Origin of the sequence: Symbiopectobacterium purcellii (assembly GCF_019797845.1) — a bacterium.
Taxonomy (GTDB): domain Bacteria; phylum Pseudomonadota; class Gammaproteobacteria; order Enterobacterales; family Enterobacteriaceae; genus Symbiopectobacterium; species Symbiopectobacterium purcellii.
Genome location: NZ_CP081864.1, coordinates 3,102,561 through 3,123,982, shown reverse-complemented (window position 1 = coordinate 3,123,982; position 21,422 = coordinate 3,102,561). Strand labels below are relative to the sequence as shown.

Below are 21,422 nucleotides of genomic sequence, written 5' to 3'. Positions count from 1 at the left end.
GACGTGATGGAAATGCAAGTGGTCGGCCATGAAGTGCCGCGCGTGGATGGCTTGGCCAAGGTCAAGGGCAGCGCGGTGTACGGTGATGATATCGTCCTGAAAGACATGTTGTACGGCGTGTGCCGCTATGCGGATATCGCAGCGGGACGGGTGGAGGCGATCGATCTCGACGCCGCATTACAGGTGCCGGGCGTGGTGAAAATCGCCACCTGGCGAGATGTTCCCGGCGAAAGTCACATTGGCGTGGTGATGGCTGACTATCCGCCGCTGGTGAATGAGAATATTGCGTTTCGCGGCGATGTGATTGCGGTGATTGCGGCGGAAAGTTACGAAGCGGCCTGCCAGGCTGCGCATAAAATCAGCGTGCGCTACACGCCGTTTGAGCCAATCACTCGCGTAGAAGACGCGCTAAAACCGGATGCACGGCTGATTCACCCGGGCAGCGCCAGCAATGTGATCAATCATCACCATACCATCAAAGGTGATATTGACGCGGGGTTCGCGGCCTCCAGCCATATTTTCGAACGGGACTATGAGGTGGGGTATCAGGAGCACGCCTACATTGAACCGGAGTCGATCATTGCCTGGATCGACGATAACGAGCAGATCATGACGCTGTCAGGGTCGGTACAGAATGCGCACCGCGTGCGCGGTTTTGTGGCGAAGTACCTCGGTTTGCCGCAAGCGCGCGTCAACATCAAGCGGGCGATCGTTGGCGGCTCGTTTGGCGGCAAAGATGACATCATCGACCATCTGGCGTGCCGTGCGGCGCTGTTGTGTCACTTAACCGGCAGGCCGGTCAAATTTACCTACAACCGTGAGCAATCGATGCGGGAAAGCTATAAACGCCACCCGTACAAGATGAAATACAAAATCGGTCTGGATGACGAGGCACGTATTCAAGCCATCAAGATTGAGGTGCTGGCGGATGGTGGCAGCTACGCCGGGCAAACGCCGTTTGTCACCTGGCGCAGCTCGGTGCAAGCCGCGGGGCCGTACCGCATTCCTAACGTGCGCGTTGATGTCACCGGGGTGTACACCAATAACAACTACACCTCGGCGTTTCGCGGTTTTGGTGCGCCGCAAGTGATTTTGGCGAACGAGTCGCTAATGGATGAAGTGGCGGCAGTGCTTGGCCTGTCACCGCTTGAACTGCGTCAGCGTAATATCCTGCAACAAGGGGATACCAGCATGGCAGCGCAGGTGTTCAGCGAACACAGGGTATCTGCCGAGGAAGTGCTGGAGAAAGCGGCTAACAGCGTCGAATTTATGGCTAAACGCGAACGCTATCAGCAATTGAATGCACAAGGCGGGCCGATCAAATACGGCATCGGTCTGGCGTTAAGCCACCGTGGCTGTTCGCTCGGTGCGGAAGGGTTGGACGCGTCATCTGCGCTGATTCAGGTCAATGCCGATGGCAGCGTCAATATCTCCACGGCGGTTTCCGAGAATGGTCAAGGGCTGCAAACCACGATGTCGATGATTGCGGCGGAAGCCTTCGGCCTGCCGCTCTCATGGATAACGTTTACCGATCCGGCGACGGCGATGATAGCGGACGGCGGCTCGACCGTTGCCTCGCGCGGCACGCTGATGGGGGGGGCAAGCGGTGCTCAATGCCGCCAGCAAGATCAAACAGCGTATGGCGGATGCCATCGCCACGCAACTGGGGGCAAGCGGTGTGGACTCCCTGATGTGGCGCGACGGCAAGGTGTTTAACCGTGCCAACCTGACGCGTTGCATGGATTTCGCTCAGGTAGTGACGCTCACCAAGGCGACCGGCGCCAATCTCTCCGCCTATGGCTGGCATGTCGCCCCCTCCATTCACTGGGATGAGGAAAAAGGCTGCGGCAGCCCCTATTTTACCTGGGTATACGGGTGTCAGGTGGCAGATGTCGCGGTGGATACCCGTACCGGAAAAATCACGCTACTGGATATCACGGCGGTACACGACGTAGGCAAGGTGGTGAACCGCGTGGGGTTCGAAGGGCAGGTATACGGCGGCGTGGTGCAAGGGATGATCGGCTACGGCATGCTGGAAGATTTCAATATCGAAAACGGGGAAGTGAAATCAGAGAATTTCGATACCTATCTGTTGCCGACGATTCGCGATATCCCCAACATTAACGTGATTGCGGTAGAAAATCACGATAAGGCCGGGCCTTACGGTGCCAAGGTGATTGGCGAGCCGGTGCTGGAACTGGGCGGTGCCGCGCTCAACAATGCGGTCAGCTTTGCCATTGGTCGTTGGAATCGCACGCTGCCGTTGACGCTGGAACAGGTACGGCTGGGCTACAACCTGAAAAAACCAGCGCGCCAGAGTGAAGTGCAAGCCCATGACGGTGAACGTAAGCAGGTGCTGCGTCTCAATACCCTTGAGGTAAGCCAGCCCGCCAGCCTGGATCAGGCGCTAGCGCTGTTGGCGCAACCCGGCGCGCAGGTGTTGGCCGGCGGCACCGATGTGCTGGTGCAGGCTCGTTTAAAAACCACGCCGGTGCGGCTGGTGAATATTTCCGGCTTACGCGAATTACGCGGAATTGATGCTGAAGGCGACGCTCTGGCTATCGGTGCAGGCACCTGCTTTACCGATCTGGTTAGCGATGAACGGTTGCAGCACAATTATCCGCTGTTGGTAACCGCCTGTCGCACTGTGGGTTCGCTGCAACTGCGCAACCGGGCGACCGTTGGGGGCAATATCGTCAATGCCGCACCCTGTGCGGATTCCGTGCCGCCGCTGATGGTCTATGGTGCTGAGGTGGAGTTACGTACTGCCAGTGAATGTCGCCGCGTTCCGTTGGAATCTTTTATCACCGTCGGCTATCGCACCCAACTACAACCCGGCGAATTACTCACCCGCATTATTCTGCCGCCGCCTCCGGCGGGTGTGCTGCATCCGTTTTATCTGCAACTGGGGCGGCGTACTGCCGTGAATATCACGCGCCAAAGCCTCACCGCGCTGTTTCGATTGGACGCGCACGGCAACATCGAACTGTGCCGGTTGGTCGATGGTGCCGTGTTTGGCAAGCCACAGCGCTTGACGGCGGTCGAGCAGGCGCTGCTGGGGCACGCGCCGACACTGGCAGTGATTGATCATGCCGCCGCGGCATTGGAAACCCTGGTCACCGATGCGATTGGTGGTCGTTGGTCGGCACCTTACAAAATCCCGGTTTATCTCGATATGTTCCGTCAGGTAATGACAGAACTGGCGCAGCAGGAGTGACAGATGATTGATGTAGAAATGAAGATTAACGGCATTCGGGTGCAGGCCACGGTGAATGACAATACGCGCCTGCTGGATTACCTGCGTGAAGATCGGCGGTTGACTGGCACCAAAGAGGGCTGTTCCGTTGGTGAGTGCGGTGCCTGCTCGGTGATCATGAACGGGCGTGCGGTGTGCTCGTGTCTGTTGCTGGTTGCACAGTGTGATGGCGCCGAAATTACCACGGTGGAAGCGCTGCATCAGGACCCTGTCGGCGTAAAACTGCAAAATGCCTTCATTCGCCATGGCGGCGTGCAGTGCGGCTTTTGTACGCCCGGCGTGTTGATCAGCGCCAAAGCCTTGCTGGATGCCAACCCTCAGCCGAATGATGAAGAAATTCGCGAGGCGCTGGAGGGCAACCTGTGCCGCTGCACGGGCTATCAGCCAATTATCACCTCGATCAAAGCGGTGTTGGCACCGTGATGCTGGTGATGCTGGTGGAGCTGGTCGCATGAGCGAGAAAGTCTGTCTGATGCTGGCGGCTGGACTCTCCAGCCGCATGGGGCAGTGGAAAATGATGCTGCCCTGGGGGGAGGGAACGGTGCTCGACAGCGCGTTGGCGGCGGCGCTCTCCTTTTGCGATCGCGTGGTGCTGGTGACCGGTTTTCGCGGTGCCGAGCTGAACTGGCGCTACGGCGACAATGGGCGGATTACGCTGTGTCACAACGAAGATTTTACCGAGGGGATGTTCTCCTCCATTCGCTGTGGTACGGCGGCGGTCGGCGGCGGGCATTTCTTTCTGGCGCTGGGGGATATGCCTGCCGTTAGCGGGGCGGTTTATCGCACGCTGTGGCAACAGCGCGATGCGACCTGCCTGATTCCAGAATATGCTCAAGGGAAAGGGCACCCGGTATTGCTGCCACCTGCCATGCGCGATGCGGTGCTGGCGGCGGATAACCAAACCTCGATGAAAACGCTGATTGCCTGTCACGGCCAACGGCGTGTGCCCGTATCGGAGGGCGCGATTCATTGGGATATGGATACGCCGGAACAGTACCAGCAACTGCTCCGGCGGCGTTAGCGGGAGAACGGGCTAGTGACTATCATGTAGCCCGTATTTTTTTGATTTTGCGATACAGCGTCGCCACGCTGATCTCCAATTCTTGCGCCAGTTGTGCTTTGCTCACGCCACGACCTAGCGCCTCGATAATGCGCTGGTGCTCCAGCTGTTTCAGGCTCGGGGGCACGGCGAGTGTTGTTGCCGTAACCGTTTCAACGGTGGGCAACGGGGAGGGGGTGGCGCGATGAAAATGCGGCGGCAACAGCGTCGGGTCAATCACCTCACCGTCGGGCACGATATTCACCAGATACTCCACCAGATTACTCAATTCCCGCACATTGCCCGGCCAGCGATAATCTCGCAGCAAAGCCATTACCTCGCGGCTCACGCCAGGGTAGGTGCTGCCAATACGGCGCGTGTGCAGATTGAGAAAGTGGTGCACCAGCAGTTCGATATCTGCCGTGCGCTCGCGCAACGGGGGGATCTCGACCGGTATCACCTTCAGGCGGTAGTAAAGATCCTCGCGAAAGTTTCCCTCTTCAATCGCGCGCGTCAAATTTTGGTGGGTGGCAGAAATAATGCGGATATCCACCGCCACCGGCTTGCTGGCCCCCAGCGGCATCACTTCGCGCGTTTCGAGTACTCGCAGCAGCTTGGCCTGCAACGTCAATGGCATATCGCCAATCTCGTCGAGGAACAAGGTGCCGAGATGAGCGGACTGAATCAGCCCTGCTTTGCCATTCGGGGCGGCACCGGTAAATGCGCCTTTAACATAGCCGAACAGTTCACTCTCCAGCAGATGCTCAGGGATCGCCGCACAGTTGATGGCAATAAACGGGTGCATGCTACGCCGTCCCACCTGATGAATGGAGCGAGCCAGCACCTCTTTACCGCTGCCACTCTCACCGGTGATCATGATGCTGGAGGGGCTATCGGCAAAACGCGCAATATGCTGTTTCAGCGCCTGTACCGCAGGGGCGTTACCGATAAACTGGCCGATACGCGGTTCGCTGTCGGTCTCATTGATCGGCGCGGGACGTTCAGATTGGTGGAAAGCAAACAGGAACAACTGCCGGTTATTACCGTTATGATGCTGCCCTATCACCACTTCCTGCTGTGCCGCAAAGGCGATCACATGCTGTGCATTGCCGTTGGCGAAATCTTTGCTGGCCACCAACGGACGGATGGTAATCGGCGTGTTGGCGAGGGTTTCCCAGCGGGCGTTGAGCAGCGTCAGCGCATTCTGATTGGCAAACGTCATAATGCCATGCTCATCCAGCACCAGAATTCCCTGATCCATGCTGTTGATGAGCGTGGTGAACAGCACATCCATGCCATCATTGGCGGTGGGATTCTTCGTCAGGTTAGCGATCAGCAGTGAAGCGATATGACGGACGTAATCGGAAAATACGGTGATATTGTCCTGCAATCGCTGCTGCTGTTCTGCATTGATGGCCGCAAGGCTGATGACGCCCAGACAACGTTCACCGTGCATCACCGGCAGGCCAAGAAACGCCAGCTCGCCGCAGTTGCCGTACTGACCACAACCCTGGCAAATCGGATCGTGCTGCGAGTGAATAACTGCTTTCTCTTGCTTGTTATCGATGACGTATTGCAGCAGGCGGGTGTTATCTGAGGGATGGCCGATGCGGCTACGATAGGGTCCACTGCCTGCCACGCGCAGTAACCGGTGATCAACGATCTCCACTTCCAGCCGCAATACCTGACTGAGCATCTGGGTGAAATGCCGAATGGTGGGCTGGATGTGCATCAGAGACAGGGTCTGGCTGGTCATGGGCTACGCTCTTATATCGGGTAAAGCGCCTCGCGGCTGTTTCTCATTTTGAGAATCGGCATCACCGGTTCGTCTGTCGCCATGCGACAGTCAGGCCTGATGGTGCCCGTTAAGGCAGAACTGCGTGGTAAACGGCACGGCTTCCGGCACGCCATGCGGTGTGAACATGCCTTTTTCTCCTGTTTTCGATTATTCGACATTGCACTGGGCGCTGCAACTACAAACTGGCACAGATATTGATGCTATGGATAGGGAATAACTATGAATTCATTAATCAAAATCAGGATGCCAACATGTCAACGTTTTCACTACGGATGCAGATTGCCGACAACGCTCACTTTACGCCGCACGGCGCAGCACTGTTCAGCCGGGAACAGGCGGAACAGGCGCGCAACTTCCATCAACGGATGCCGGGTTATCGCCCGACGCCGCTGCACTCGCTGACGGCGTTCGCGGCTGAATTGGGCGTAGGGCAGGTGCTGGTGAAGGATGAATCTCAACGTTTCGGGCTCAACGCTTTCAAAATTCTCGGCGGTGCCTATGCCATCGCCCGCTGCGTGTGCGAAAAATACCACTTCTCCCTGGAGGATTTTTCGTTTGAGCAAGGCCGCGCGGCGCTGCCGGAAAGCATTACCTTTGCCACCACCACGGATGGCAATCACGGCCGAGGCGTTGCCTGGGCGGCCAAAGCGTTAGGGCAACAGGCCGTGGTCTATATGCCCAAGGGGGCATCTGCGGAGCGTGTCGCACACATTACCGGGCTGGGGGCGGAATGTATTGTCACGGACATGAACTATGACGATACCGTGCGCCTGACCATGCAAACTGCGCAAGAAAAGGGCTGGGAAGTGGTGCAGGACACCGCCTGGCGCGGTTACGAAAAAATCCCCGCCTGGATAATGCAAGGTTATGCGACGCTGGCGGTAGAAGCGGTAGAACAGATTGCCGAGAACGACTGGCCGACACCGACGCACGTTTTTCTTCAGGCTGGCGTGGGCGCAATGGCGGCGGGTGTGCTGGATTATCTGGTGAATTGCTATGGCGCAGATAAATTACATGCGGTGATCGTGGAGCCGGATCGCGCTGACTGCTTGTTCCGCTCTGCGCAACATGGGGAGATCGTCGCTGTCGGCGGTGCGATGGACACCATGATGGTGGGGTTGGCCTGCGGCGAGCCCAACCCGTTAGGATGGCCGCGCCTGCGAGATTGTTCCCGCCAGTTTATCTCCTGTGAAGACCGCGTCACTGCGCTGGGGATGCGGGTGCTGGGCAATCCGCTTGGGCAGGATGCGCGCATCGTTTCTGGCGAATCGGGCGCTGTCGGCATGGGCGTCTTGGCGGCGATACTGCATAGCCCGGATCGAGAAGCGTTGTTGGCGCAATTGGGGTTGGATTCCTCCTCCTGTGTGCTGGTGGTCAGTTCTGAAGGCGATACCGACCGACAACACTATCGCGAAGTGGTGTGGGAAGGCCGTCCCTTGATGGATTAACCGTCTTCAACTTGATGCAGGAGAATGCTATGCAGCGCTTACTCAAAGGCGGCACGTTGGTCGATCATCAGGGGCAGTATCATGAGGATCTGCTGATCGAACAGGGGCGGATCGTACGGCGTGAACCCCATATCGCCATCACGCCCGAGATGGCGGTGATTGATGCAACCGGGTATCAGGTGATGCCCGGCGGTATTGATGTACACACCCATTTCAATATCGATGTCGGCATTGGTCGCAGCTGCGATGATTTTTTTTCCGGCACTCGTGCGGCAGCGTGCGGCGGTACCACGACTATTGTCGATCATATGGGCTTTGGTCCGGCGGGATGTAACCTGCATCATCAATTGGGCCGCTATCATACCTATGCAGAGGGGCAGGCGGCGATCGACTACAGCTTTCACGGCGTGGTGCAGCATGTCGACGATGCCATTCTGGATGAAATGGCGTCGATGGTGGAGCAGGAAGGGATCAGCAGCTTCAAACTCTACCTGACCTATCAGTACAAACTGGATGACGCGGCGGTGTTACAGGCGTTGCAGCGGCTGCGTCAGGTGGGCGCGTTAACCACGGTACATCCGGAGAATGATGCGGCGATTCGATGGCGTCGCGATGCCTTTGTACAACAGGGGAACACGGCGCCGATGTATCATGCCTTAAGTCGCCCTGTCGCTTGTGAGGCGGAGGCGATCGCGCGCATGATTAACCTGGCGTCGTTAGCGGATAGTGCGCCGCTGTATATTGTTCACCTGTCCAACGCGTTGGGGCTGGATTATATCCGTCTGGCGCAACACAACGGGCAGCTGGTGTGGGCTGAGACCTGCCCACAATACCTGCTGTTGGATGAACAGCGTTACCAAGACCCTGACGGGATGAAGTATATCCTCAGCCCGCCGTTGCGTGGGCAGGAAGAGCAGGCGGCGCTGTGGCAAGGGATGGCAGAGGGCAGTATCGCCACGCTGGCGACCGATCACTGTAATTTTTCACTGCATCAACGCCACATGCTTTCCGGTGGGGATTTCAGCCGTTGTCCGAACGGGTTGCCTGGCGTGGAAAATCGACTGGCATTACTCTATTCGCACGGGGTATCGACAGGACGAATCAGCCCCGAGCAATTTGTCGCATTGACCAGCACGCGTCCGGCGCAACTGTTTGGCCTGTGGCCGCAGAAAGGTAACCTGATGCCCGGTGCGGATGCCGATCTGGTGCTATTCGACCCGCAGCGCCGCGTTACGCTGCGTCACGATGAAATGCACGATAATGGCGACTACTCCCCTTACGAGGGCATGGTATGCCAGGGGTGGCCGATCATGACCTTGAGCCGCGGTGAGGTGGTATGGCGTGAGGGCGTGTTCACCGGCCGCGCCGGGCATGGGCGCTTTCTGCGCCGCAAGCCGTTTAACGCCGAGTGGGTGAAGACCCTATTTTGATACGACAGCCAGCGTGGTGGACTGGAGTGATACCGCGCTGGCACCACTTTTCACCTGAAGAATTTCCGCTATCACGCTGATGGCGATCTCCTCCGGGGTTTCCGCCCCGATATCCAGTCCAATCGGCGATCGCAGCGCCGCGATGTCAGCGGCATCGACACCACGCTTCTCCAACTCGGCACGGAAGGTCTGGATCTTTCTGCGGCTGGCCAGCAAGCCAAGGTAACGCACCGAACTGCCGATAGTGTGTTCCAACGCTTCTCTGTCCTGATGGTTGGTGGCGATCACCACATAGCAGTTATCGTCCAGTGTCAACTGCTGGATACCGGCAGTGAAACTCTCAACCAGCAATTTGCGGCTGGCGGGGGGGAGATCGGGATGATCCAGATTCTCTTTCCAGGTATCCATCAGTGCTATCTCGAAGCCGAGCGGCGCGGCCACCACGGCGATGGCACGGTTCACGTGGCCCGCCCCCAGCAGCACCAACTGCGGTCGGCGTGGCTGCACCGCGATGTGTATCTTCATGGCACCGCCGCAATCCGAGCCAACGGCACCTTCGCCCTGACGCGCCATGCGCCCGCTAAATACGCGGGATTGCCCTTGCGCTAACGCCTCTTTTGCTTGCTCCAGCACCAACCGCTCCATCATCCCGCCGCCGATGGTTCCCTGACTGTTGCCGTCTTCATCAACCAGCATGCTGGCATTGTGGCGCGGTGTAGAGCCCCGGCTTTCGACGATCTGGATAAAGGCAAAAGCCCGGTTATTTTTTTCCAATTCCGCTGCCTGAGTAAAAAGCCCCATTGCATACCTCGCATAAATCATGACTGATAAGGGAGTAATGCAAATTCTGTGCCTGCGTATGGGGTTATTTTGGCGCGTAATGGCGCGGGTCATTGCGGGGAAACCCCGGTTATTTTCTCAAAATGAGAAATGCGATTATTATTACGCTTGGGCGTTCCGTGGGCGTTGTCGGCGCGGGGAATACCGCGATGGATTGTGCGCGTGCCCGGCGTTGAACAGGTCACCATTCTCTATCGTCGCGGTGAACACGATATGCCTGCCTGGCGCGAAGAAGTGGAAGAGGCGCGTCACGCTGGGGTTGAATTCCGCTTTTGGGTGAATCCGGAACGGTTTGATAGCGACGGCGCCGTGACGCTACGAGTTATGCAACCCGGCGAGCCGGATGCGCAGGGGCGGGCTCGTCCGCTGGCGACCGAGCGCACCGACGTGCTGCATCTGGATGCCCTTATCTCTGCCGTTGGGGAAGAACCAGATTATGCGGCGCTGGCACAGATGGGGGTTCCCCTGTCGGCCAAAGGTATCCCGGTGGTGGATAGCAAAACGCAGGAAACACAGCGCAATAATGTGTTTCTGATTGGGGATGCGCAAAGCGGTCCGGCTTCCATTGTGGCGGCAATCGGTGCGGCGCGACGCGCGACGGATGCGATTTTGCTGCGTGAGAATATTCGCGATGACCATGCGGCGAAACGCTGGCTGAATACCGATCCGGCTGATATCTATCGCCGTAAAGGGGAGATAGAGATACAGCTGGTGACGACGGACGATCAGGATGCGTTTGCCCAACAAGAAGCGCAGCGTTGCCTGTCGTGTAACTATGTGTGCGCCAAGTGTATGGATGTCTGTCCTAACCGCGCCAATATCTCCATTGCGGTACCCGGTTTTCGTGACCGTTTTCAAACGCTGCATATTGATGCCTATTGCAACGAATGCGGCAACTGCGCCCAGTTCTGCCCGTGGGACGGGAAACCCTATCGCGATAAAGTGACCATCTTCAATTTGCGTGAGGATTTTGCTGCCAGCAGCAATCCCGGTTTCCTGTTGGATGAAGATGGCATTCTGGTGCGCCATGAGCAGCAGATCTATCACCTGGCGATTGACCCGCACGGCCATATTGCCAGTGCTCCTCCGGCGTTGGCAGACATGTGCCGCATTATTTCAACGATTTATCAACATCATCACTATTTACTTGGCGCGGTGGAGGCGTAATTCATGCTGATTTTGCGTAACGCAACGGCGGTGCAGTTTGAGCCCGCTCGAGTGGATGAGGGCGTGGATATCGCCATTGACGGCACGGCGATCGTCGCGGTGGGAAAAAACCTGACGGCGCGCTATCCGGTGGCGACAGTGAAAGAGATGCAGGGGCGACTGGTGATGCCGGGCATCGTCTGTGCCCATAACCATTTTTACTCCGGGCTGGCGCGTGGCATTTTGGCGCGTATTGACCCCTGTCCGGACTTTATCTCCACGCTAAAAAACCTGTGGTGGAAACTGGACCGCGCGCTGGATGAAGAGTCACTGTATTACAGCGGGTTGGTGTGTTCGCTGGAAGCGATTAAACAAGGTTGCACCGCAGTTATCGATCACCATGCCTCCCCATCGCTGATAGGCGGATCGCTGGATATTTTACGCCGTGGCTTTCTCACTGCCGGTTTGCGTGGCATGACCTGCTATGAAACCACCGATCGCAATGGCGGGCTGGATGAACTGCGGCGCGGCGTGGAAGAAAATATCCGTTTTGCTCACCGTATCGATCTGGATAAAAAGTCGGGTAAAACGCCCTATCTGGTGGAGGCGCACATTGGTGCACACGCGCCGTTCACGCTGAGCGATGCCGGGCTGGAACTGTTGGCCGATGCGATTCAGAGCACGGGACGCGGGCTGCATATTCACGTTGCGGAAGACCGCTATGATGTCTCTCACAGTCATCATCACTATGGTGTTGATCCGATGGTGCGACTGGCGAGGGCAGGATTGCTTAACGAGAAAAGCCTGATCGCGCACGGCCTGTTTCTTTCGGCGCAGGATGTGGCGGTGATCGATGAGTTTGATGCTTGTCTGGTGCATAACGCCCGTTCCAACATGAACAATCAGGTAGGGTACAACCCGCGTCTGGCGGAGTATCGTCATGTGGCCCTGGGAACCGACGGTATCGGTGCGGATATGTTTGAAGAGTTGAAATTCGCCTGCTTCAAGCACCGCGATGCAGGCGGCACGCTGTGGCCAGACAGTTTTCTGCGTTTTCTGCATAACGGTAACCTGTTGCTGGAGCGTAACTTCGCTGCGCCGTTTGGCTCACTGGCTGCGGGTTATCAGGCCGATTTAACCATTTGCGATTACCACTCCCCGACGCCGCTGTGTGCTGAAAATCTGGCCGGGCATTTGGCCTTCGCACTGAATTCTGCCAGTGTGCACAGTGTGATGGTGGCAGGGAATCTGGTGTATGAAGATCGCTGTTTCCCGTTTGATGTCGAGGAGATTTATTTCCACGCACGTCAGGCTGCGGAGAAATTATGGCAACGTATGGATAATCTCGCGTAATAAAATAAAAATACGGTTGAAATAATAAAAAAAGATTCTCAATTATTGTTTATCCTCCGCAATTGCGGAGGATAAACATCAAAATAATAACTAACCTGCGAAAATAACGTCATCGCTGTTGTTCTATACCCTAAATATTTCGAGTTGCAGGCAGGTGGCAAGCGAATGAACCTCGACGAACTTACTCAAATAAGTGATTCGGGCGAATGCGCGTAGCCAACGCTCCGGCAACTTGAAGTATGACGAGTATACTTGGCTATTCCTTGTTACAAGGTGGCTTCCTTTAATTCTGTAGTAGGAACCTAACTGTGAAACATAGCATTGTATCTTTATTCCCCGGGGATATTCGCACAGGTCGTTTATTTTCCATCAGTACCGTCGCAGCCGCACTATTATTACCCGCATTTGTGTTTGCCGAATCGCCAGCAGCAATAAAACCGCTGAGCAGTAATCTGGGACAAACCTGCACACAAAATGCCTACGGCGTAGATAATGCGCTTGATGCGTTACGCTGCGGTTCTGTTCATGGTTCGTTACGCTCACTGTATTACTCCACCAACAATGCCTATTTCGTGAAGAACAATAATCAGGATACTGCCAGCTATGGCGGTAATATTCTGTTCCAAACGGCACCGTATTACGGTATTAGCGCAGGCGTTGGTGGGATTTATCAACAACAATGGCGTTCACCGGGCGCTGGGCGTGGCGTGACGGAATTGGCGACCAATCAAAACGGTTTCGGCGAAGCCTGGTTGCGTTGGCAGTATCAGGATTTCCGCTTTACGGCGGGCGATCAGCGCATCGATATTCCTTTTATGAGCGACTATGACTGGCGTATTACGCCCATTCTGTTTCGCGCTGTGGATATGCATTGGGGCGATAAAACCGATTTCGTACACGCCACCAAGATATACCGCTACAAGCCGTGGCGCAGTGATAAATTCCTGGCGACCAGTGCTTATAGCGCGATTAAAGAAGAAACCAACGGCGCCTGGGCCGTGGGGGCGGGTCGTTCAAAGCAGATGGGCGACATAACGCTGACCGGCCAGTTATGGTATGAAAGTTATGATGACTACGTGAATATTTGCTATAGCGAAGCGCACAGTCAATGGAAAGCCGCGCCGTGGCAGCCGGATATCGGCGTGCAATTTATTCGTGGTAGCGGCGAGGGTGAGCGTTTGCGCGGCGAAGTCGATAGCACCTCTTACGGTGTGCAATTGGCGTTGACGCCGACCAGCAACGTGAAGTGGTCTATCAACTACAACCACATTGTCTCCAACCCTGAAGCCTACCTGAATGGGGCGCTGGTGACGCCATATTCCAGCAGCACCTCGTCGGGTAAATATTTCGCACAACCCTATTTTACCAGTACCCAGGATCTCGGTACCGGCAACGCCTATTCTACGCGGATTACCTATCAGGTGATGCCTGCGTTGAGCATCGGGACGTATTATTCCTTTATGGACCTGAAAAGTTCAGCCAGTGCACCCAGCCGTAACCAGTCTGAATATGTTGTCTTTGGTATTTACCAGTTTGATGGTGCCTTAAAAGGATTAAGTTTGTCTAATTTCCTTGGGGTGCAAACCTCGCCAGTTTACGATTATTCGTTTTGGCAGAATCGCGTTTCTCTGCAATATAACTTCTGATGTTATTCTTTCTAAGAAGGTATCCGTAATGGATGCCTTTTTTTATATGTTCGATAACACATCATTTCCATGCACTCTGTAAGGGCATTAAATCGTGCATATGCCGCCTTATGGTGCAATATAACCCATCAATATTATGCAGTTAATACACAATTATCTTTTTTATAAAAAAGGTAATCGTTTGCTTAAAAATGCAACCGTTTGCTTGTCAGTAAAATACATTACCGCCGAACTGAGTTTATTGTGGTATGGGAATTGCTGTTTATTACATTACGCTTGGTTTATTACGCAGGATAAAACAGCATGACCGTATGCAACCGTTACGCTATCCGCAGCGCGTTTTTCGATATTGCCGCGCCCGCAGACAATCCGCAGCAGATCGCTGATCATGCCCGTTATATTGACGATGGTGTGTTGCTGATTGAGAAGGGAAAAATTGTCGGTTTATATCCCTGGCAACAAGGTGAAGCGCGTGTGAAAGCGGGCTGGTCGCTGATCGATTATCGCGGAAAAGTGATTTTGCCGGGTTTTATCGATACGCATATCCACTTTCCACAGGCTGAGATTATTGGTGCTTACGGTGAGCAGTTGCTGGAGTGGCTCGAGCGTTACACCTTTCCTGCCGAAAGCCACTATGGCGATATGCATTATGCTACTCGGATGGCCGCATTTTTCCTGCAACAACTGCTGAGTAACGGTACCACCAGCGCCATGGTGTTTGCCACCGTACACCCTGAATCCGTGGAGGCGCTGTTTAGCGCGGCGCAAGGGTTGGGGATGCGCCTGATTGCGGGCAAAGTGATGATGGATTGCAATGCACCGGACAATCTGGTCGAAACGGCAGAAAGCAGCCATCGCCAGTGTCAGGCGTTGATCCGGCGTTGGCACGGTCGTGGACGTCTGGGCTATGCCATCACCCCACGTTTTGCGCCGACATCGTCACCGGAGCTGCTGAGTGCCGCGCAGCGCCTGCGCGAAGAATTTCCCGATACCTGGCTGCAAACGCACTTGAGCGAAAACCCGCAGGAAGTGGCTTGGGTACGCGAGCTTTATCCCGATCGGGACAACTATCTGGATGTGTATCATCACTATCGGTTGACCGGTCGGCGCAGCGTTTTTGCGCACGCTATCCACCTCGATGAGGCGGAGTGGGATTGCCTGCACCAGACGCAATCTGCCGTGGCGTTTTGCCCCAGTTCGAATCTGTTTCTCGGCAGCGGGCTGTTTCGTTTGCAGCAGAGCTGGCACAAGGGCGTGCGTATCGGCATAGGCACCGATGTGGGGGCAGGAACGTCGTTCAGTCTGCTGCAAACCTTGGGCGATGCTTACAAAGTCGGGCAGTTGCAGCAGTACCGGCTGTCAGCCTGTGAGGCGTTCTACCATGCCACGTTGGGAGGCGCGTGTGCGCTCGATCTGGAAGATGAAATCGGCAATTTTGCTACAGGGAAAACCGCAGATTTTGTGGTTATCGATCCTGCTGTCACCGCCTTACAACGCCTGCGTGATGACAAGTGTCAGGACATTATGGAGCGGTTGTTTGTGCTGATGACGCTGGGTGACGATCGTAATGTGGTTGCTACCTGGGTCAATGGGCGTCCCGTTTGGCAGACTGACTGTCAGGAGGTGGCTGCATGACCACCTTTTTACTTAACGACACATTGGTCGTGGAGCGGGATGGCGATCCTGCGTTGACCGTATTGCAATACCTGCGCCAGCGTAAGCGTCGCACTGGGACCAAAGAAGGCTGTGGTTCTGGCGACTGTGGTGCTTGCACTGTGGTACTGGGGCGCGTGGAGCAGGGACGTGTCTGCTATGAAACTGCCAGTGCATGCCTGACGCTATTGAGCGCATTGCAGGGTAAACAGCTCATCACGGTAGAAGATCTGCGGCAGGAGGGAGAACTGCATCCGGTGCAGCAGGCGGTAGTCGATCTGCATGCGTCACAATGTGGTTTCTGTACGCCGGGTATGGTGATGTCCCTGTTTGTGCTGCAAAAACAGCACAGCGGATGGGATCGTCAGCAGGCGGAGCAGGCATTGGCAGGCAATTTATGCCGCTGTACCGGCTATCGGCCCATCATGGACGCGGCGCGCCAGTTGTGCGAGCACCCGATAGCGGACAGCTTTACCCGACAGGAAGCGCATACTGTTGCACGGTTGAATGCACTGGCGAGTGAGGTCACCGAGGTGCCGTTCGGTGAGGCGTCACGCTGCTTTATGCCAACCTCGCTGGAACAGTTGGCAGCCTCTGTTATCTGCGCCATCCTCAGGCGCGCTTGTTGGCGGGGGCGATCTTCGTACGCTACCGCTGCGAGAATTCTTCCTGGCTTACCGCAAAACGGCGTTAGCGCCGGGCGAATTTATTCGCGAGATCGTGATCCCGCGTGGGGCGCTGCTGGACAACTTTCGCGCGTGGAAGGTATCCAAACGGGCCGATGACGATATCGCTATCGTGTTCGGCGCTTTTTCTCTGCATATCGAACAGGGACGTATTGTGCAGGCACGCATCGCTTTCGGTGGCATGGATGCGATCCCACGGCGGGCTGAACGCTGTGAACGTGCGCTATTGCATCAGCCCTGGAACCGGGAGACGATTATGGCGGCCAGTCAGGTGCTGGAGCAGGATTTCACCCCACTCAGTGACGCGCGTGCCAGCGCGGATTACCGCATGCAGCTCGCCAGGAATTTGCTGCTGCGTTACTTCTTCTGCTTACAAGGTGAAGACGTCACCATGGAGGTTACGCACCATGTCGCATAATCCTTCACAGCCTGTACTCACCCAAACGGCGTTGCAGGCGCAATTCTCTCAGCCGCTGTCTGGCGGTGTTGGGCACAGCCGTATTCACGAAAGTGCCGCCTTGCACGTCAGCGGCGAGGCGCGGTACATCGACGATCGATCGGAACCGGAGGGACTGTTGCACCTCTGCCCGCGCCTGAGCGATCACGCCCATGCCCGCATTCTGAATATTGATGTTGAACCTTGCTACCGCATTCCCGGTGTGGTGGCGGTACTGACCCGCCAGCAGATACCGGGGAATCCGGATATTGGGGCACTGGCACCGGGGGATCTATTGCTGGCCGATGATGAGGTGAACTATGCCGGGCAGATGGTGCTGGTGGTAGCGGCAGAATCCCGTGAGGCGGCGCGATTGGGCGCGCGGGCGGCAATCATCGACTACGAGGTGCTGACACCGATACTGGATGTGCGTGAAGCGCTGGAAAAGCAGCATTACGTTGAACGCCCCTTTGTGCAACAGCGTGGTGATGCGGATGCGGCGCTGGCCCGTGCGGCACAGCGTTTGACGGGGGCGTTTCATATCGGTGGGCAAGAGCATTTTTATCTGGAAACGCAGGCGGCACTGGTTTATCCCGGCGAGCATCAAACGGTCACGGTCCATGCCTCCACCCAGAACCCGACCGAAGTACAAAAGCTGGTTGCCTCGGTGTTAGGGGTTAGCCAGAGTCAGGTGACCGTTGAGATGCGACGTATGGGCGGCGCGTTTGGCGGCAAGGAGTCTCAGGGGGCGAGCGTTGCCTGCTTGTGCGCGGTGGCGGCCCGATTGACCGGCCGGCCGGTGAAAATGTGCCTGTCGCGGCGTGACGATATGCGTATTACCGGCAAGCGCCACGCTTTTTTTGTGCGCTACGAGGTCGGCATTGATGAACGCGGGGTATTTTGCGGGGTGAAGATCGACTTAGCCGCGAATTGCGGTCACTCGCTGGATTTGTCGGGTTCTATTGTCGATCGCGCCATGTTCCATGCTGACAACGCTTACTATCTGGGGGATGCGCGTATTACCGGCTATCGCTGTCGCACCCATACTGTTTCCAATACGGCCTTTCGCGGTTTCGGTGGCCCTCAGGGTATGGTTGCCATCGAGCAGGTGATTGAGCACATTGCACGTACGTTGCATCTGGACCCGCTGGAAGTGCGCCAACGCAATTACTATGGTACGCGCGATGGCAGTATTAACGCGCGCAATACTACCCACTATCACCAACCGGTGGGACAGAACCTGCTTGATGACATCACCGAACGGCTGACGCGCAGCGCCCAGTATCAGCAACGTCGTGCCGAAATTGAGGATTTTAATGCACACCATCCTGTGCTGCGGCGTGGGCTGGCGCTGATGCCGATCAAATTCGGTATCTCTTTCACCTCGACCTTTCTCAACCAGGCGGGCGCCCTGCTGTTGGTGTATACCGATGGCAGCGTGCAGGTTAATCACGGAGGAACCGAGATGGGGCAGGGGCTAAATACCAAGGTCGCGCAGATTGTGGCACAGGTGCTGCAAATTGATAGCGCGTCCATTCAGGTCACTGCTACCGATACGGGTAAGGTGCCGAATACCTCCCCGACGGCGGCGTCCAGCGGTGCCGATTTGAACGGCAAAGCTGCACAACAGGCAGCGGAAATCATCCGGCAGCGCCTGGTCGACTTGCTGTGTCGCCTTTACTCCTGCGCGCCCGACGATATCGTCTTTTGCAATGGCGTGGTGCGTGCGGGTGAGCAGCATTTTACCTTTGCGCAGGTCGCGCAGTTGGCATGGTTCAATCAGGTGCCGCTGTCGGCAACGGGATATTATCGGGTGCCGGGTATCCATTACGATCGTGACGCCGGGTGTGGACAACCCTTCTACTACTTTGTTTATGGCGCAGCCTGTACCGAAGTGGTGGTCGATACGCTGACCGGTGAGTATCAGGTAAAGCGTGTGGACATTTTGCACGATGCGGGCGCATCACTGAATCCGGCGCTGGATATTGGTCAGGTAGAGGGGGGGTTTGCACAAGGAATGGGGTGGGTTACCACCGAGGAACTGGTGTGGAACGCACAAGGGCGTTTATTGACCGATACCGGTGCCACTTACAAAATCCCGACCGTAGCGGATATTCCGCATGATTTTCGCGTGCAACTGTTGCCACACACGGATAACGCGGTAGATACGGTATTTCGTTCCAAGGCGGTGGGCGAGCCGCCATTTATGCTGGGTATTGCTGTCTGGTGTGCATTGCAGGATGCGGTGGCGAGCCGGGATGACGCTGAAGGTCATGTTTTGCTCGAACTGCCCGCCACACCGGAACGGGTATGGCGAGCGCTGCAACGTTCGCAGACTGGCGTCACTGGCAGGGCGTAATCGCCCACAGCCAGCGCGCTGGCGTCTTGTTGAGTTGCCGCGCGGTCTCCAAATAGCGGAGATTGAGCACGCTGGCAGACCAATAGACATTCGCGGCATTGCTGGGTTGCCACTGTCCGTCGAACCCTTTAACGCCAGCTTTACGGCGCTCGATATCGAAACGCACCTTGGTGTTAGCGAATTCTTCGTGCGTTTTTTCACCGTCGGCATAGGGTTTGAGCCATTCCAGCGCGGTACGCAGGCTTTGCCCATGGCGGCCTTTCAGATCAATCCAGTTCTCACCTTGCAACTGCGCTGCCATGGCGGCGCGCAGCAGCGGCTCCAATGAGTAGACCACGTAGTGCAAGGCATCGCGTTCGGTGAAATCCATCACTTCGCCATCTGCATGAATATTGGTATCTAACTGACGGATAAATGCCGCTTTAGCCGCTGCCAGCAACGTGGCGTCATCTATCGCCACCGCGCTCATGGTGACTAACTTAACGCTATGGCTTTGCCAGTTGTTGCTCCAGATTTTTTTTGCGCTGTTCTGGTTTTCGTCCATCTTCTGTAAGTACCCGGTTGCCATCGCATGCAGGAAGGTGCGGGTGCGCTCTCGTGTGGCTTCCGGCAGGGCGCTGCGCGTCAAGCGGTATGCTTCAATTACCCCGTCGAAGCTGGTTTCGTCGATAGGGTTAAAGCTCAGCTGATAGGTTTTCATCCAGTCATCCAAATAGACCGTCAAGCGTGACAGCAGCGCAGCATCCTGAGTCCGTTGCCAGGCTAAGGCCAGATCGCGCATATAGCTGAAATCACGCCGTGCCGCGTTAGACATATCGTAGATACCCTGATGAGGCAAGGTGCCTTCCGTGTGCACGATCGGTATCGCTTGCGGCTTGGCGGCTGGTGGATGCGAGACAGTGGATAATAATGCCTGGATTGAGGGGGGCGTAACCTTGTTGCAAAGTCCTTCGCTGGCCTGTGCTGCCGGTAGCAACAGCATGGCCAGTATCCCCAACGCGGTGGGAACACGGTGAAATCGCCGAGAACGGTTGAGTGTTGATGCGACGGTATTCATAACAAGCATCCTGTGGTTATCAATCACCCCATCATACTGGAATGCGCCAGGTTGGGTTTAGCGCGGTTTCACATTCAGCTTTTTTGTTTAGTTTGGTTTATCCAGTTATTGGCTATGCAAAGCCGATAACAGTATTTGTTTTGTGGGTGGATCACGCATAACAATTGAGAAAACAGGTCATCCCAATCCATTGCAGTGCTTTGAGAGGAAAACATGATGTCGGAATTAGGTGAATTAGTGTTTATTTCTCAACGAAATAATCATTGGCATCTGGATGGGGTCGTTGATGAATTACGTCGTGTGCGTCAGCAATGGCGTGACCGTTTTTCTCAGGGCGATTATCAGAATAAACGGTTGCTGCCCTCAAAACAGAGTATCCATAGCGTTGCCGATACGCTGATTAAGGTGTTGTATCCCATGCGATTGGGGGCCACCGATTTGCGTAAAGAGGGGGAAGATTACTACGTCGGCTATCTGCTGGGTACTGCGCTCGATGCGCTGGCGGAAGAGGCGGTGCTGGAATTGCACTATCAGGCAGGCACGGCAACGCAGCACGGCGTCACCTCACCCGAAGCGCAGGACGCAGAGCACCGTATCCGCAAGTTTGCCACGCATTTGCCAGCGATTCGGCAACGTCTGGACAGCGACATTCAGGCCGCGTATCAGGGCGATCCTTCCGCGCGCAGCCGGGATGAAGTACTGCTATGCTATCCCGGTATTCATGCGGTGATGCATTACCGGCTGGCTCACGAACTGTATCAACTGGGGCTACCGCTGTTGGCGCGCATCATGACGGAGAAAGCGCACAGCGAAACCGGCATTGATATTCACCCCGGCGCTCAGATCAGCGAAGGTTTTTTTATCGATCACGGTACTGGCGTAGTGATTGGCGAGACGGCGATCATCGGCAAACGTGTGCGGCTTTATCAGGCGGTCACGCTCGGTGCCAAACGCTTTGTCACTGACAATGACGGACAGCTACAAAAGAACTACCCCCGACATCCGATTGTGGAAGACGACGTGGTGATTTACGCCGGAGCGACATTATTAGGGCGTATCACCATCGGTGCGCGCTCCAGTATCGGCGGAAACGTCTGGCTGACGCACGATGTGCTGCCGGACAGCAATGTGCGTCAGGCTAGCGTGTTACACACGCAGTATCGCGACGGTGACGGAATTTAATTCGTCGGACACTCCAGCATCTACCCGCACTTCCTCATCCCTAAGTGGGTGCATAGCCCACTCCCTTATTGGTAATGAAATCGCATTATGAGC

The 21,422-nt window shown here is 56.0% G+C and carries 12 protein-coding genes and 3 pseudogenes; 12 read left to right on the top strand and 3 right to left on the bottom strand.

Annotated features, from left to right (window positions below; all coding sequences use genetic code 11):
• Positions 1 to 6: 6 nt before the first annotated feature.
• The 3 genes and pseudogenes from K6K13_RS14700 (at position 7) to K6K13_RS14690 (ending at position 4,277) form a co-directional block, all read left to right on the top strand.
• Positions 7 to 3,217 (top strand): annotated as a pseudogene (locus K6K13_RS14700) (molybdopterin cofactor-binding domain-containing protein).
• 3 nt (positions 3,218 to 3,220) lie between these two features.
• Positions 3,221 to 3,679 carry a (2Fe-2S)-binding protein gene (locus tag K6K13_RS14695; protein ID WP_222157660.1) on the top strand — a complete coding sequence of 153 codons (459 nt, stop codon included), beginning with the start codon at positions 3,221 to 3,223 and terminating at the stop codon, positions 3,677 to 3,679.
• 28 nt (positions 3,680 to 3,707) lie between these two features.
• Positions 3,708 to 4,277 carry a nucleotidyltransferase family protein gene (locus K6K13_RS14690; protein WP_222157659.1) on the top strand — a complete coding sequence of 190 codons (570 nt, stop codon included), beginning with the start codon at positions 3,708 to 3,710 and terminating at the stop codon, positions 4,275 to 4,277.
• A 22-nt stretch (positions 4,278 to 4,299) separates the two neighbouring features.
• Here K6K13_RS14690 and K6K13_RS14685 read toward each other — a convergent pair whose 3' ends face one another.
• Positions 4,300 to 6,051: a sigma 54-interacting transcriptional regulator gene (locus K6K13_RS14685; RefSeq protein WP_222157658.1), complete on the bottom strand. Its 1,752-nt coding sequence runs from the start codon at positions 6,049 to 6,051 to the stop codon at positions 4,300 to 4,302.
• 293 nt (positions 6,052 to 6,344) lie between these two features.
• Between K6K13_RS14685 and dpaL the strand changes: the two genes are divergently transcribed.
• Both dpaL and hydA read left to right on the top strand, forming a co-directional pair.
• Positions 6,345 to 7,541 (top strand): diaminopropionate ammonia-lyase, encoded by a 1,197-nt coding sequence (gene dpaL / locus K6K13_RS14680; RefSeq protein ID WP_222157657.1) that lies wholly within the window; start codon positions 6,345 to 6,347, stop codon positions 7,539 to 7,541.
• 29 nt (positions 7,542 to 7,570) lie between these two features.
• Entirely contained in the window at positions 7,571 to 8,971 is a 1,401-nt protein-coding gene (gene hydA / locus K6K13_RS14675) for a dihydropyrimidinase (RefSeq protein ID WP_222157656.1), read from the top strand.
• Here the strand turns inward: hydA and K6K13_RS14670 are convergent.
• Positions 8,963 to 9,772: an XdhC family protein gene (locus K6K13_RS14670; RefSeq protein ID WP_222157655.1), complete on the bottom strand. Its 810-nt coding sequence runs from the start codon at positions 9,770 to 9,772 to the stop codon at positions 8,963 to 8,965. The two genes, hydA and K6K13_RS14670, sit on opposite strands and share 9 nt — an antisense overlap.
• Positions 9,773 to 9,912: 140 nt before the next feature.
• Between K6K13_RS14670 and K6K13_RS14665 the strand changes: the two are divergent.
• From K6K13_RS14665 to xdhB, 6 genes and pseudogenes are all read left to right on the top strand, one after another.
• A pseudogene (locus K6K13_RS14665) lies at positions 9,913 to 10,978 on the top strand (FAD-dependent oxidoreductase); the annotation flags it as partial.
• A gap of 3 nt (positions 10,979 to 10,981) precedes the next feature.
• A complete protein-coding gene (gene ssnA / locus K6K13_RS14660) occupies positions 10,982 to 12,310 on the top strand; it encodes a putative aminohydrolase SsnA (RefSeq protein ID WP_222157654.1) in 1,329 nt (442 codons plus the stop codon).
• Between the two features lie 308 nt (positions 12,311 to 12,618).
• Positions 12,619 to 13,956, top strand: coding sequence for a TonB-dependent receptor (locus tag K6K13_RS14655; protein WP_222157653.1), 1,338 nt, complete (start codon positions 12,619 to 12,621; stop codon positions 13,954 to 13,956).
• A gap of 303 nt (positions 13,957 to 14,259) precedes the next feature.
• Complete coding sequence (gene guaD / locus K6K13_RS14650) at positions 14,260 to 15,591, top strand: guanine deaminase (RefSeq protein ID WP_222157652.1); 1,332 nt, start codon at positions 14,260 to 14,262, stop codon at positions 15,589 to 15,591.
• A pseudogene (locus tag K6K13_RS14645) lies at positions 15,588 to 16,713 on the top strand (xanthine dehydrogenase small subunit). Before guaD ends, K6K13_RS14645 begins: the two are co-directional and overlap by 4 nt.
• Positions 16,703 to 19,090: a xanthine dehydrogenase molybdopterin binding subunit gene (xdhB, locus tag K6K13_RS14640; protein ID WP_222157651.1), complete on the top strand. Its 2,388-nt coding sequence runs from the start codon at positions 16,703 to 16,705 to the stop codon at positions 19,088 to 19,090. The pseudogene K6K13_RS14645 and the gene xdhB overlap by 11 nt, the downstream one beginning before the upstream one ends.
• On the opposite strand, the gene K6K13_RS14635 is transcribed toward xdhB, so the two are convergent.
• Positions 19,074 to 20,147: an alginate lyase family protein gene (locus K6K13_RS14635; RefSeq protein WP_252120305.1), complete on the bottom strand. Its 1,074-nt coding sequence runs from the start codon at positions 20,145 to 20,147 to the stop codon at positions 19,074 to 19,076. The two genes, xdhB and K6K13_RS14635, sit on opposite strands and share 17 nt — an antisense overlap.
• Positions 20,148 to 20,363: 216 nt before the next feature.
• Between K6K13_RS14635 and epsC the strand changes: the two genes are divergently transcribed.
• A complete protein-coding gene (gene epsC / locus K6K13_RS14630) occupies positions 20,364 to 21,329 on the top strand; it encodes a serine O-acetyltransferase EpsC (RefSeq protein ID WP_222161115.1) in 966 nt (321 codons plus the stop codon).
• Positions 21,330 to 21,422: the final 93 nt, after the last annotated feature.

Coding starts and splice junctions, on each gene's coding strand:
- K6K13_RS14635 (WP_252120305.1), bottom strand. CDS start 20,147: ATGAATACCGTCGCATCAACACTCAACCGTTCTCGGCGATTTCACCGT.
- xdhB (WP_222157651.1), top strand. CDS start 16,703: ATGTCGCATAATCCTTCACAGCCTGTACTCACCCAAACGGCGTTGCAG.
- K6K13_RS14695 (WP_222157660.1), top strand. CDS start 3,221: ATGATTGATGTAGAAATGAAGATTAACGGCATTCGGGTGCAGGCCACG.
- dpaL (WP_222157657.1), top strand. CDS start 6,345: ATGTCAACGTTTTCACTACGGATGCAGATTGCCGACAACGCTCACTTT.
- K6K13_RS14690 (WP_222157659.1), top strand. CDS start 3,708: ATGAGCGAGAAAGTCTGTCTGATGCTGGCGGCTGGACTCTCCAGCCGC.
- ssnA (WP_222157654.1), top strand. CDS start 10,982: ATGCTGATTTTGCGTAACGCAACGGCGGTGCAGTTTGAGCCCGCTCGA.
- hydA (WP_222157656.1), top strand. CDS start 7,571: ATGCAGCGCTTACTCAAAGGCGGCACGTTGGTCGATCATCAGGGGCAG.
- guaD (WP_222157652.1), top strand. CDS start 14,260: ATGACCGTATGCAACCGTTACGCTATCCGCAGCGCGTTTTTCGATATT.
- K6K13_RS14670 (WP_222157655.1), bottom strand. CDS start 9,772: ATGGGGCTTTTTACTCAGGCAGCGGAATTGGAAAAAAATAACCGGGCT.
- epsC (WP_222161115.1), top strand. CDS start 20,364: ATGTCGGAATTAGGTGAATTAGTGTTTATTTCTCAACGAAATAATCAT.
- K6K13_RS14685 (WP_222157658.1), bottom strand. CDS start 6,051: ATGACCAGCCAGACCCTGTCTCTGATGCACATCCAGCCCACCATTCGG.